The organism is Pseudomonas coleopterorum (genome assembly GCF_900105555.1).
Lineage (GTDB): Bacteria > Pseudomonadota > Gammaproteobacteria > Pseudomonadales > Pseudomonadaceae > Aquipseudomonas > Aquipseudomonas coleopterorum.
The window spans coordinates 4,844,810-4,857,115 of the sequence record NZ_FNTZ01000001.1 but is presented as its reverse complement, the minus strand read 5'-3'; the positions used below and the strand labels follow the sequence as shown (position 1 = coordinate 4,857,115).

At 61.9% G+C, this 12,306-nt stretch carries 12 protein-coding genes; 2 read left to right on the top strand and 10 right to left on the bottom strand.

The window, feature by feature from the left end:
• From BLV18_RS21800 to dibA, 10 genes are all read right to left on the bottom strand, one after another.
• Positions 1–856, bottom strand: an 856-nt coding sequence (locus BLV18_RS21800) for an efflux RND transporter periplasmic adaptor subunit (protein ID WP_090361906.1), incomplete at its 3' end; no start/stop codon positions are given.
• Positions 857–1,011: 155 nt separating this feature from the next.
• Complete coding sequence (locus BLV18_RS21795) at positions 1,012–1,794, bottom strand: MetQ/NlpA family ABC transporter substrate-binding protein (RefSeq protein WP_049861565.1); 783 nt, start codon at positions 1,792–1,794, stop codon at positions 1,012–1,014.
• A 100-nt stretch (positions 1,795–1,894) separates the two neighbouring features.
• Positions 1,895–2,836 carry a sigma 54-interacting transcriptional regulator gene (locus tag BLV18_RS21790; RefSeq protein WP_090361903.1) on the bottom strand — a complete coding sequence of 314 codons (942 nt, stop codon included), beginning with the start codon at positions 2,834–2,836 and terminating at the stop codon, positions 1,895–1,897.
• 53 nt (positions 2,837–2,889) lie between these two features.
• Positions 2,890–3,471: an alpha/beta hydrolase gene (locus BLV18_RS21785; protein ID WP_049861563.1), complete on the bottom strand. Its 582-nt coding sequence runs from the start codon at positions 3,469–3,471 to the stop codon at positions 2,890–2,892.
• Positions 3,472–3,729: 258 nt separating this feature from the next.
• Positions 3,730–4,719 carry a sulfate/molybdate ABC transporter ATP-binding protein gene (locus BLV18_RS21780; RefSeq protein WP_090361900.1) on the bottom strand — a complete coding sequence of 330 codons (990 nt, stop codon included), beginning with the start codon at positions 4,717–4,719 and terminating at the stop codon, positions 3,730–3,732.
• Positions 4,720–4,722: 3 nt separating this feature from the next.
• Positions 4,723–5,589 carry a sulfate ABC transporter permease subunit CysW gene (gene cysW / locus BLV18_RS21775; RefSeq protein WP_056844569.1) on the bottom strand — a complete coding sequence of 289 codons (867 nt, stop codon included), beginning with the start codon at positions 5,587–5,589 and terminating at the stop codon, positions 4,723–4,725.
• Between the two features lie 14 nt (positions 5,590–5,603).
• Positions 5,604–6,422 carry a sulfate ABC transporter permease subunit CysT gene (cysT, locus tag BLV18_RS21770; RefSeq protein ID WP_056844570.1) on the bottom strand — a complete coding sequence of 273 codons (819 nt, stop codon included), beginning with the start codon at positions 6,420–6,422 and terminating at the stop codon, positions 5,604–5,606.
• Between the two features lie 137 nt (positions 6,423–6,559).
• The gene (locus BLV18_RS21765; RefSeq protein ID WP_090361898.1) at positions 6,560–7,570 is read right to left on the bottom strand and encodes a sulfate ABC transporter substrate-binding protein; all 1,011 of its coding nucleotides are present in this window, start codon (positions 7,568–7,570) and stop codon (positions 6,560–6,562) included.
• Positions 7,571–7,628: 58 nt separating this feature from the next.
• Positions 7,629–7,811 (bottom strand): sulfur starvation response protein OscA, encoded by a 183-nt coding sequence (gene oscA, locus BLV18_RS21760; protein ID WP_043191814.1) that lies wholly within the window; start codon positions 7,809–7,811, stop codon positions 7,629–7,631.
• 118 nt (positions 7,812–7,929) lie between these two features.
• Positions 7,930–9,795, bottom strand: coding sequence for a phosphodiesterase DibA (gene dibA / locus BLV18_RS21755; protein ID WP_090361895.1), 1,866 nt, complete (start codon positions 9,793–9,795; stop codon positions 7,930–7,932).
• A 147-nt stretch (positions 9,796–9,942) separates the two neighbouring features.
• Between dibA and desA the strand changes: the two genes are divergently transcribed.
• Together desA and BLV18_RS21745 are read left to right on the top strand one after the other, a co-directional pair.
• Positions 9,943–11,127: a delta-9 fatty acid desaturase DesA gene (gene desA, locus BLV18_RS21750; RefSeq protein ID WP_090361892.1), complete on the top strand. Its 1,185-nt coding sequence runs from the start codon at positions 9,943–9,945 to the stop codon at positions 11,125–11,127.
• 161 nt (positions 11,128–11,288) lie between these two features.
• Positions 11,289–12,278: a GGDEF domain-containing protein gene (locus tag BLV18_RS21745; protein ID WP_049859012.1), complete on the top strand. Its 990-nt coding sequence runs from the start codon at positions 11,289–11,291 to the stop codon at positions 12,276–12,278.
• The last annotated feature ends 28 nt before the right edge of the window (positions 12,279–12,306 follow it).

Below are 12,306 nucleotides of genomic sequence, written 5' to 3'. Positions count from 1 at the left end.
CGACGCTGGTCTTGCCCGGACCATCGAGCGAGGCGTTGACCACCGAGCCCAGGTCCATGCCCTTGGGCACGCCCTGCAGGGCGATCTTGACGCGCACCGTGCCGGTCTGCGCGGACACCGCCGGAGTGACTTCGCGCACGGTGCCGGTGGTCTTGATCGCCGGGTCGTCGAGCAGGCTGACGGTGATCGGCTGTATTCCACCCGGCTGGGCGAACAGCGATTCATACACATCGAAGACCGCATCGCGGTCGCCATCGCGGGCCAGGCCGAAGATCGGCGCGGTGGCCTGCACCACCTGGCCCACCTCGGCCTGGCGCGCGGTGATCACGCCCGGGGCATCGGCCACCAGGTCGGTGTAGCTCAACTGCTCGCGAGCGTTGGCCAACTGGGCACTGGCGGCTGCCAGTGAGCTCTGCGCACCGCGCAGCGCCGCCTGGGCGGAGTCGTATTCACTCTGGCTGGTATAGCCTTTGGGCAGCAGCTTCTGCTGACGCACGAAGGCCGCCGAGGTCTGCTTCACACGGGCCTGTTCGGCGGCCACCGCAGCCTTGGCCGAGTCGACGTTGGTCTGCAGGTCCTTGGGGTCCAGGCGGGCCAGGACTTGCCGCGCGCTGACGTGGTCGCCCACATCCACCATGCGCTGGATGATCTTGCCGCCGACGCGGAATGACAACTGGGTCTGGATACGAGCTTGCACATCGCCGGTGAGATTGACGGCAGCGGCGAATTCGCCGCTCTGCACATTCTCCACGCGCACGCGTGGGTGCGTCGGCTCGATAGGCTTGTCTTCACCACAGCCGGTCAGCGCGATGAACAAGAGACCAACCCCTACAACCTTCCAACGAGGACCAGCCATGCAGGCTCCTTTGCGTGCGCTGTGATGCTAGGTGTGTATGCGACTGTGAGCGGGGTTCGAGGTTCATTTGCCGGGGAGGGCCCCGTCCGGACACAGCAAAACGCCGACACTGTACAAGCTGTCGGCGCTCAGGTGAACCGTCGTGACGCTCGGAATCAGAACGCTGGCAATACTGCGCCGCTGTACTTCTTCTCGATGAATGCCTTCACTTCCGGGCTGGTCAGCGCCTTGGCCAGCTTCTGCATGGCCGGGCTGTCCTTGTTGTCCGGACGGGCCACCAGGAAGTTCACGTAAGGCGAATCCGAACCTTCGATGACCAAGGCGTCCTTGGCCGGGTTCAGGCCCGCTTCCAGTGCGTAGTTGGTGTTGATCATGTCCAGGTCGACCTGATCCAGCACGCGCGGCAGCATGGCCGATTCCAGTTCCTTGAACTTGAGGTTCTTGGGGTTGCTGGCGATGTCCTTCGGAGTGGCCAGAGCGTTGCTCGGATCCTTCAGGGTGATCAGGCCGGCTTTCTGCAGCAGGATCAACGCACGGCCGCTGTTGCTGCCCTCGTTGGGGATGGCCACGGTCGCGCCGTCCTTGAGTTCACTCAGCGATTTGACCTTCTTGGAGTAACCGCCGAAGGGCTCGACGTGCACGCCGATCACGGTGACCAGGTTGGTGCCCTTGCCCTTGTTGAAGCTTTCCAGGTATGGCAGGGTCTGGAAGTAGTTGGCGTCCAGACGTTTCTCGTTGACCTGCACGTTGGGTTGCACGTAGTCGGTGAAGACCTTGATGTCCAGGTCAACGCCTTCCTTGGCCAGGGTCGGCTTGATCAGCTCGAGGATCTCGGCGTGGGGAACCGGTGTGGCCGCGACCACGAGTTTGTCTGCCGCGTTGGCCAGGCCGAAAGACAGGGAGGCCGCCAGAGCGGTGAACAGCAAAGCCTTCTTCATGCTAAGTCCTTGAAATTGGGTGCCGGCGGCAGCAAATGGCCAGCCTTGCGCGGACAATACCCGGAATTAATATTCCTACAAATACCTTTTAGTTCGCTGCTTATGCCTTTTTGTGCAAACGCTCTAAGTGGCGGGTCAACACTGCAGCCAAGGCAGTCGGGTCGACGTGCTCGAGCGCCTGGGTCAGTTGCCGTTCGATATGCCCCAAGGTGTCTGCTGCCGAGGGCAAACTGAGATGCTCGGGAAGGATCTCGTCACCGCTGCTCACCAGCAGGGCAAAATGGATGACGTTTTCCAGCTCGCGGGTGTTGCCGGGCCAGTCGTGTCGCTCCAGCACCTGCTGCGCCTGGGTGCTGATCAGCGGCACCGCCAGGTTCAGGCGATGGCTGTAGATGCCCAGGAAGTACTCGGCCAGGGCCAGAATATCGCCGATGCGCTCGCGCAACGGTGGCAGCGTCAGGCGGCCTTCGCCCAGATAGGCATACAGGCGCTCGTTGAATTTGCCAGCCGCCACGGCTTGGGCCAGATCGATGCTCGACGCGGCCACCAGGCGTACGTCCACCGGATTGGGCTGGGCCGCGCCAACGCGTGTGACTTCGTGGGTTTCCAGTGCCGCGAGCAGCTTGGTCTGGATGGCCAGTGGCAGGTCGGCGATCTCGTCCAGGTACAGCGTGCCGCCGTTGGCCGAGCCGAACCAGCCGGCCCGGCTGCTGGCCGTACCGCTGTGGGCGCCTGCGCTGTAGCCGAACAGTTCGGCATCGGCATAGGTCGGGCTGATCGCACCGCAGTTGACCGAAACGAACAGCCCACCGCGATCACTGGCCCGATGGATGTGCCGGGCGAGCAGCTCCTTGCCAGTCCCGCTCTCGCCATGGATCAGCACCGGCAACGCCTTGGGCGCCAACCGTTCGAGCTCCTCGCGCAAGCGCCGCGAGCGCGGGTCGACGAACACCAGTGCCTTGGCACGAATGCTCAGCGGGCTCTTGTCGGCGTCGGGAAAGGTCAGCAGCGGCTGGCCGAAGGTGTCGTGGTATGCAGTCATGGGCAAAGCTCCCACCGGCCTGAACGCAGGCGGCGTACTCGGTTTTCAGGCAATCAGGCGCGCAGCTGGGTGTGCTGGTCCATGCGACTCTGCAGGCGGTACAGGTAGGCGAAACCCTGTTCCCAGCGCTGATGCCCGGACTTGACATTGATATGTCCAGCACCCGCCAGAATGCCCGCTTCGGCCCCCCAGTCGCGGGCCAGTTGCAAGGCCCGTGGGGCGCTGGCGGCAGGGTCGTTGTCCGAGCCCACCACTTGGCTGGGGAACGGCAACAGGTGCTTGGGGATCGGTGCAAAGTTGCGCAGGGCCGGCGAGCAGGCTGGCCGCTCGACATCCGCCGGCGCCACCAGCAACGCCCCACGGACCTTGCGCAGCGAAACCAGCGACGCGTCGGCCGACCAGTGTGCAACCGTCACGCAGCCCAGGCTGTGAGCAATGAGAATCACCGGATCGGCGCTGGCATTCACGGCCCGGTCCAGCGCCGCCACCCAGTCTTCACACCGAGGCGTGAGCCAATCGTCCTGCTCGACCCGAGCGCTGTTGGGCAAGCTTCGTTGCCAGTGGCTTTGCCAATGGTCATCGGGCGAGCCCTGCCAGCCTGGCACGATCAGATAGCGGATCGACTCATTGCGCATGGGATGCGCCTCCTGCAAACGTTGCGTTGGAGGCCAGTATAGGGAAAGGAGTTATACGCGTTAAGGAATAAGAAGCTATTTGGTAATAACCAAAAGCTCCATTGATGCGGCACGTCCAACACACCGCGCCGAACCCGGACGCGGCACATGCGGTACGTCTGACACACCGCGCCCAACCCGGACGCGGCTCGTGCGATCTCCTGTAGCAGCGGCGCGAGCCGCGTTGGCGGCACATGCAGTACGTCTGACGCGCCGCCGCTACAGGCCTGACGCCTTCTGCCACACCTTGGGCTTGAAGAACAACGTCTCGCCCCGCGTCAGACCGCTCAGGCTGTCATGGTCCTTGACCACTTCCGCCTCGATCAGATCGCTCTGCCCTTCGACCTTCAACGTCACCCGCGTGGTCGCGCCCAACGGGCGGATGTCACGCACCTCGGCAGCATGGTGATCCTCCAGCTCATGGCGCGACAGCGACACTTCGTGCGGACGAAACAGCACATGCTCCTCACCGCCCAACTGCAGACGGTTGGAATCACCCAGGAAGTGATACACGAAATCGCTGGCCGGGTTCTCGTACACATCGCCCGGCGAGCCGATCTGTTCGATGACCCCCTTGTTCATCACCACGATGCGATCGGCCACTTCCATGGCCTCTTCCTGGTCATGGGTAACGAAGACCGACGTCAGGTTGATGTCCTCGTGCAAACGAGCCAACCAGCGGCGCAGCTCCTTGCGCACCTTGGCGTCGAGCGCACCGAAAGGCTCGTCGAGCAGCAACACCTTGGGCTCGACCGCCAGCGCCCGGGCCAGAGCGATACGCTGGCGCTGGCCACCGGACAACTGCTCGGGATAGCGATCGTGCAACCAGTCCAGCTGCACCATGTTCAACAGCTCATGCACCTTCTGCGCAATCACCGTTTCGGTCGGCCGCTCGCGCTTGGGCTTCATGCGCAAGCCGAAGGCCACGTTGTCGAACACCGTCATGTGCCGGAACAACGCGTAGTGCTGGAACACGAAGCCGACGTTGCGATCCCGCACATCATGGCCGGACACATCCTCGCCATGGAACACGATGTTGCCCTGATCGGGGGTTTCCAGCCCGGCGATGATGCGCAGCAGGGTGGTCTTGCCGCACCCGGACGGGCCCAGCAAAGCCACCAGCTCGCCACTCTGGATGTCCAGATTGATGGAGTCCAGGGCCTGGAAGGCATTGAAGCGCTTGCTGACGTTACGAACTTCGATCGACATTAATCATTCCTCCGCGGCGCTGTTGCGCAGGCGGTCAATACGGGACTCGCTCCACTGCTTGAGCAGCAGGATGAAGAGCGCCAGGATCAGCAACAGGCTCGCAACGGCAAAGGCGGCGACGTGGTTGTATTCGTTGTAGAGGATCTCCACGTGCAACGGCAGGGTGTTGGTCACGCCACGAATGTGGCCGGACACCACCGACACGGCACCGAACTCACCCATCGCCCGCGCGGTACACAGCACCACGCCATAGATCAGCCCCCACTTGATGTTCGGCACAGTGACGTGCCAGAACATCTGCCAACCGTTCGCACCCAGCAGTCGCGCCGCCTCCTCTTCCTGCGTGCCCTGCTCCTGCATCAGCGGGATCAGCTCACGGGCCACGAACGGCACGGTGACGAAGATCGTCGCCAGCACGATGCCGGGCAAGGCGAACACGATCTGGATGTCATGGTCCTGCAGCCACGGCCCCAACAGGCCCTGGGCGCCGAACATCAGCACGTAGACCAGACCGGCGATGACCGGCGATACCGAGAACGGCAGATCGATCAGGGTGACCAGGATGCTCTTGCCGCGAAACGAATACTTGCTCACGCACCACGCCGCGCTGACGCCGAAGACCAGATTCAGCGGCACCGAGATGAGCACGGCGAACACGGTCAACTTGAGCGCCGACAACGCATCGGGCTCGAAGATGGCGGCAAAGAACGTCCCCAGGCCTTGCTTCAGGCCCTGGGATACGACGATGAGTAACGGCAACAACAGAAACACGGCGAAGATCAGCCAACCCAGGGCGATCAACACTCGCCGCGAAGTGGCGCTGCCACGTCGGGCCGCATTGGTGGAGGCAGCAATGGAAGATGCAGACATGTGCGGAGCCTCCTTCAAGGGGTTTCGATGCGCCGCTGCAACAGATTGATCAGCAGCAGCAGAATGAAGGAAACCACCAGCATCATCACGCCGATGGCCGTGGCGCCGGTGTAGTCGTATTGGTCCAGCTTGACCATGATCAACAGCGGCAGGATTTCGGTCTTCATCGGCATGTTGCCGGCAATGAAGATGACCGAGCCGTACTCACCCACGCCACGGGCGAAGGCCAGGGCGAAACCGGTCAGCCAGGCGGGCAACAGCGCCGGTGCCAGGATGAAGCGGAACACCTGCAAGGGCTTGGCACCCAGGCACGCTGCAGCTTCCTCGACCTCACGCGGAATGTCGGCCAGCACCGGTTGCACCGTGCGCACCACGAACGGCAAGGTGACGAAGGTCAACGCGAGGGTGATCCCCAGCGGGGTGTAGGCGATCTTGAAGCCCAGGTCGGCAGCGAACTGCCCGACCAGACCATTGGGCGCGTACAACGCTGTCAGGGCAATGCCTGCCACGGCCGTGGGCAGGGCGAACGGCAGGTCGATCATCGCATCGATGATCTTGCGTCCGGGGAAGGTGTAGCGCACCAGCACCCAGGCCAGCAGCGTGCCGATCACACCGTTGATGATGGCCGCGCACAACGCCGTGCCGAAACTGAGTTTCAACGCAGCAAGAACGCGGGGTGCCGTGACGATGGTCCAGAACTGTTCCCAGGTCAGCTGCGCGGCATGCACGAACATGGCGGCCAGGGGGATCAGCACAATCAGGCTGAGGTACACGACGGTGTAGCCCAGCGTCAGCCCGAAGCCGGGTATGACGGGGGAGATACGACGCGACATAGAAGTCCTTGATGAATACGGTTTACGCAATCGGGCCTCTTCGCGGGCAGAGCCCCGCTCCCACAAGGTCAACGGTGACCTGTGGGAGCGGGGCTCTGCCCGCGAAGAGGCCAGCCGCCTCAACACATGTCTATAACTTATTGAGCCTGATATATCTGGTCGAACACCCCACCGTCATTGAAGAATTTGGGCTGCGCCGTTTTCCACCCGCCAAAATCCTTATCGATAGTGACCAGATTCAACGCCGGAAATTGCTTCGCGTACTTGGCCGCCACGTCCTTGTCGCGCGGACGATAGAAGTTCTTCGCCGCGATTTCCTGGCCAGCCGGGCTGTACAGGTGCTTGAGGTAAGCCTCGGCGATTTCCTCGTTGCCTTTCTTCTTCGCGTTCTTGTCGACCACCGCCACCGGCGGCTCGGCGAGGATGGACAGCGAAGGCACGACGATGTCGAACTTGTCCGCGCCGCCATCTTCCTTCAGTGCCAGGAACGCTTCGTTTTCCCAGGCCAGCAGCACATCACCCTGGCCGTTATTGACGAAGGTAATGGTCGAACCGCGCGCACCGGTGTCGAGGATCGGCACATGCTTGAACAGCGTCTGCACGTATTCCTTGGCCTTGGCCTCATCGCCACCACCGGCCTTCAGGCCATAGGCCCAGGCGGCCAGGAAATTCCAGCGAGCACCGCCAGAGGTTTTCGGATTGGGGGTGATCACCGAGACATCGTTCTTGATCAAGTCGCCCCAGTCCTTGATGCCCTTGGGGTTGCCCTTACGCACCAAAAACACGATGGTCGAAGTGTACGGCGTGCTCGCATCCGGCAGGCGGGTCTGCCAGTTCTCCGGAAGCGATTTACCCAGCTTGCTGATTTCGTCGATGTCGCCCGCCAGCGCCAGGGTCACCACATCGGCGGGCAGACCATCGATCACCGCCCGGCCCTGCTTGCCCGAACCGCCATGGGACTGCTTGATCGACACGTTGTCGCCGGCGTGGTCTTTCTTCCAGAAGTTGACGAACTCAGCGTTGTATTCCTGATACAGCTCGCGGGTCGGATCGTAGGACACGTTGAGCAGCTCGTAGTCCTTGGCGACTGCGGAACCGGCAAATACGGCGCTGGCGAGGGCTGCCAAGGCATAACGGCGGATAGACATGGACGAAGCTCCTGGAATGGCGGGTGTTTTTCTTATGACTGATACGCAGGGCGCGTATTCAGCTGGGCTTGTTGCCCGGGTTCTGCAAACGGAATTTTTCCTTGCGCTCGATCTGCACGACCTGAGCGTTGTGAACGGTGATCTCCACCGCACCGAAACGCAGGTCGCGCAGCGCGCTCTGAATTTCTCGCAGAATGGTGGCTTCGTCCTGTCCTTCTACGCTGCGTAGCGATGCGCTCATGATCATGCTCCTGGGTGAGGGGGTGCCAAGGTGGCGTGAGCGCGATATTAGAGAGGTCCTATTATTCTTAAAAATACTGTTTAAGAATTTTCATATAACCAAACGTGTTTTTGGCCATTCACCGTGGTTGCCATGTCAGCGCACTGGCCTCCACAGGGCGACCAAACCAGTAGCCCTGGCCAAGTCCGCATCCATGTTCAAGCAGAAACCGGGCCTGGTCAGCCTGCTCGATACCCTCGGCATGCACCTGCATGCCCATGCTGCGGGCCAAGGCGATGATCGCCGTGGTGATCGCCACATCGTCCTCGTCACCCGGCAGGCCGGCAACGAAACCCTGGTCGATCTTGAGTTTGTGCACCGGCAGGCGCTTGAGCCTGAGCAGGGATGAATAACCGGTGCCGAAATCGTCGATCGCCAACTGCAGGCCCAGGCCGCGCAGGTGATGCAGTTGCTCGAGGGCGCGGTCCGGATCATCCATCACCGCACTTTCAGTGACTTCCAGTTCCAGGTGCGCAGGCGCCAGCTGCGTTTCGGCCAGGACCTTCTCGACCTGCCGGCAGAGATCATGGTGGCTGAACAGACGGCTGGAGATGTTCACCGCCACGAAATCCAGTGCCTTGCCCTCGACCTGCCACTGGCGCATCTGCCGACAGGCGGTGGCCAGCACCCAGGTGTCGATCTCGGCGATCAGACCGCTGCGCTCGGCGATGGGTATGAACTGTCCTGGCGGCACAAGCCCGCGCTCCGGATGCTGCCAGCGCACCAGCGCTTCAACCCCGACCATGGCGGTGTCGCGCAGTGCATGCACCGGCTGGTAATGCACGCACAGCTGACCATCCGCCAAAGCCTGCCGCAGTTCGGCGGTCACTTCGATGTGCTGCTGGGCGCGCGCGGTCAGCTCTTCGGTGTACAAGGCATAGCTCGAACGACCCCGCGCCTTGGCCTGGAACAGCGCCGAATCGGCATTGCGCAACAGTTGTTCGGCGCCTTGGGCATCGTCGGGAAACACGCTGATGCCCATGCTGGCGCTGATGAACAGGGTGTGGCCATCGATGACGAAAGGTGCTCGCATGCCTTCAAGTAGTGCCTGCCCCAGCGCCGTCGCCTGACCGCTGCGCAATTCGCCTTCCACCAGCACGGCGAACTCATCCCCTCCCAGGCGGGCCAGGGTTACTTCTTCGCCCAGTCCCGACTGCAGCCGCTCGACCACCGCCATCAACAACCGGTCACCCACGCCATGACCGAAGCTGTCGTTGACGTTCTGGAAGTGATCGAGGTCGATCAACAGCAAGGCGCAGCTGCGTTGCGCAAGCCTGGCCGTGTTCAACGCGTGCTCGGCACGGCGGCTGAACAGCAGGCGGTTGGGCAGCCCGGTCAATGGGTCGTGCTGTGCCAGATGGGCCAGCTCGCGCTGTGAATGCCTGATCGCGCTGATGTCGGAGAATACCGCCACGTAATGGCTCAGCATTCCCCGATCATCGCGGACGGCGCAGATGGTCTGCCACTGTGGATAGATGTCACCACTCTTGCGACGGTTCCAGATCTCGCCGCTCCACTGACCGTGCTCGGCCAGCGTGCCGAACATCTGTTCATAGAAGACCGGCGGGTGCTGCCCGGACTTGAACCTGCTCGGGTTCTGTCCCAGCACTTCGTGCTCCTCGTACCCGGTGATCGCCATGAAGGCCCGATTGACCTGCAGGATGCGCCCTGCGGTATCGGTCACCAGCACACCATCGGCGGTGCAGTCGAAGACCGCTGCCGCCAGGCGTCGGCTTTCGCGACTGGCCTGGCGTGCACGCTGCCAGGCGAAGGCAAAGGCACTGCCCAGCAGCCACACAGCGCAAGTGGCCAGGTGAAGCTCCCATCCGGCCAGCGAGGCGCCGAAAAGGCCGTTGGACAACCGATCGCACAACAGAAGCCACAACACGCAGACAATCAGGTAAATCACAACGGCGCGCGTTGTAACCCGAGATAAAACGGACATAGGGTCAATCGGCCCGCATAAAATGTGTATCAATTATAGAATAGAAACATTCAGCGACTCTTCTTCAAAAGAGCGACTGGCTTTCTCTGATAGCTTGTCGATAATGCGCTGCACGCATTACCCACCCAACCGAGGGCCCTCCCGCCTATGTGGTACAACGGTTTTCTCGATCTGTCCGCCTGGCAAGTGGTGGCAGTCACGTTGTTGCTGACCCATGTCACCATTGTCGGTGTCACTGTCTATCTGCACCGCTATTCTGCCCACCGCTCCCTGGAACTCAACGCCGGGCTCAAGCACTTCTTCCGTTTCTGGCTCTGGCTCACCACTGCCCAGAACACCCGCGAGTGGACCGCTATCCACCGCAAGCACCACGCCAAATGCGAAACCGTCGACGACCCGCACAGCCCCGTCATCAAGGGCCTGGGCACCGTCATGCGCACCGGCGCCGAGCTCTATCGCAAAGAAGCTGAAAACCCCGACACCTTGCGCATCTATGGCAAGAACTGTCCCGAAGACTGGATCGAGCGCAACCTGTACTCACGCTTTCGCCTGAGCGGCGTGGCACTGATGCTGGTCATCGATCTGCTGCTGTTCGGCGCCCTGGGCCTGACGGTCTGGGCCGTGCAGATGATGTGGATTCCCTTCTGGGCCGCCGGCGTCATCAACGGCCTGGGTCATGCCGTGGGCTACCGCAACTTCGAATGCCGCGACGCGGCCACCAACCTGGTGCCCTGGGGCATCATCGTCGGCGGCGAAGAGCTGCACAACAACCACCACACCTACCCCAACTCGGCCAAGCTGTCGGTCAAGAAATGGGAATTCGACATGGGTTGGGCCTGGATCAAGCTGTTCACCTGGCTGCGCCTGGCCAAGGTGCAGCGTGTGGCGCCGATCGCCCACCGCGTGGAAGGCAAGGGCCAGCTCGACATGGACACCGCCATGGCGATCCTGAACAACCGCTTCCAGATCATGGCGCAGTACCGCAAGCTGGTCATCGCCCCCCTCGTGCAACAGGAACTGAGCAAGGTCGACGAATCGGTACGCCACCAATTCCGCCGCGCAAAGCGCCTGCTGTCCCGTGAAACCAGCCTGCTGGACGAGGGCCATCATCTGCATATCCAGACGATGCTTGAACACAGCCACCCCTTGAAAGTCATCTACGAAAAGCGCCTGGCCCTGCAACAGATCTGGGCGCGAACCAGTTCCAACGGGCATGATATGCTGGCCGCCATCAAGGATTGGATCCAAGAAGCGGAAGCCAGTGGTATCCACTCGTTGCGCGACTTTGCGACCCAGCTCAAGACCTATTCGTTGAGGCCTGCGGTAGCCTGAGCCGTTTATCGGTACGCCCCGGCCCCGGGGCGTACCGTCGGAACTTCATCACAGTTTTCCGCTCTCAGACTCATAGCGCTACCGCCTGGGGTCATGCCTGGGCCGCGCCTTTGTCGCGCATCCGTTCGCAGTAATCCCAACGCCTCTGAGATGCCGTGATGATGGTCAATAAAAAATTACCTTCTACACCCGTCAAGCCTTTACCCGAAGCCGCCGAAACCTTACTCGCCTTGATGCATGCCCAAGGTGAAGTCGCGCGGTTGAAAGAGCGCGAACAGCTATTCAGCTCGCTGTTGGTCAGCGTCAACGCGGTACTCTGGGCGTTCGATTGGGAAACGCAGCAGATGATCTACGTCAGCCCTGCCTACGAGCGGATCTTCGGTCGCTCGGTGGGGTTGTTGCTGGCCGACTACAACGAATGGCGCGACAGTATCTACCCTGACGATCTCGACTATGCCGACCGCAGCCTCGCCGAGGTCCTCGACAAGGGCGCCGTCGAAGATCGCGAATACCGCATCATCAGCGCCGACGGCCAGATCCGCTGGCTCAGCGACAAATGCTTCGTCAGCCACCAGGCAGATCCCGGTCAGCGCGTCATTGTGGTAGGCATCGCCGAGGACATCACCGAAAAGAAGCACCTGGAAGGCGAGCTCCAGCGCCTCGCCACCACTGACGTACTGACCCAGAGCAGCAACCGCCGCCACTTCTTCGAGTGCGCCCACCGCGAGTTCGAACAGTCCCGCCTCAACGACACGCCGATGGCCTTCCTGCTGCTGGATATCGATGACTTCAAGATGATCAACGATACCTACGGTCACCAGGAGGGCGACCACGTGCTGCAACGCATTGCCGAAACCGGCCGCGCGGTGTTGCGCCGTGGTGACCTGTTCGGGCGCATCGGCGGTGAAGAATTTGCCGCGGTGTTCCCAGGCTGCGCCCCGGACATGGCCATGCAGATCGCCGAGCGCCTGCAACGCGAGATCCAACGGATGAGCTTCAACCACAACGGCAAGAGCTACGGCGTCACCGTGAGCCAAGGCCTGACCAGCATCCAGCCCCAGGACGAAATGCTCGACTCACTCTTCTCGCGCTCCGACGCCGCCATGTACCAGGCCAAGCGCCAGGGTAAGAATCAGATCGTGCCCGCCTAGGTCACCGCATCAGCGAATCATCGGCGCC

Bases quoted from the DNA above. Each gene is read 5' to 3' on its own strand.
- BLV18_RS21765 (WP_090361898.1), bottom strand. From the start codon at position 7,570: ATGTCTATCCGCCGTTATGCCTTGGCAGCCCTCGCCAGCGCCGTATTT.
- oscA (WP_043191814.1), bottom strand. From the start codon at position 7,811: ATGAGCGCATCGCTACGCAGCGTAGAAGGACAGGACGAAGCCACCATT.
- BLV18_RS21780 (WP_090361900.1), bottom strand. From the start codon at position 4,719: ATGTCGATCGAAGTTCGTAACGTCAGCAAGCGCTTCAATGCCTTCCAG.
- desA (WP_090361892.1), top strand. From the start codon at position 9,943: ATGTGGTACAACGGTTTTCTCGATCTGTCCGCCTGGCAAGTGGTGGCA.
- BLV18_RS21795 (WP_049861565.1), bottom strand. From the start codon at position 1,794: ATGAAGAAGGCTTTGCTGTTCACCGCTCTGGCGGCCTCCCTGTCTTTC.
- cysT (WP_056844570.1), bottom strand. From the start codon at position 6,422: ATGTCGCGTCGTATCTCCCCCGTCATACCCGGCTTCGGGCTGACGCTG.
- dibA (WP_090361895.1), bottom strand. From the start codon at position 9,795: ATGTCCGTTTTATCTCGGGTTACAACGCGCGCCGTTGTGATTTACCTG.
- cysW (WP_056844569.1), bottom strand. From the start codon at position 5,589: ATGTCTGCATCTTCCATTGCTGCCTCCACCAATGCGGCCCGACGTGGC.
- BLV18_RS21785 (WP_049861563.1), bottom strand. From the start codon at position 3,471: ATGCGCAATGAGTCGATCCGCTATCTGATCGTGCCAGGCTGGCAGGGC.
- BLV18_RS21790 (WP_090361903.1), bottom strand. From the start codon at position 2,836: ATGACTGCATACCACGACACCTTCGGCCAGCCGCTGCTGACCTTTCCC.
- BLV18_RS21745 (WP_049859012.1), top strand. From the start codon at position 11,289: ATGGTCAATAAAAAATTACCTTCTACACCCGTCAAGCCTTTACCCGAA.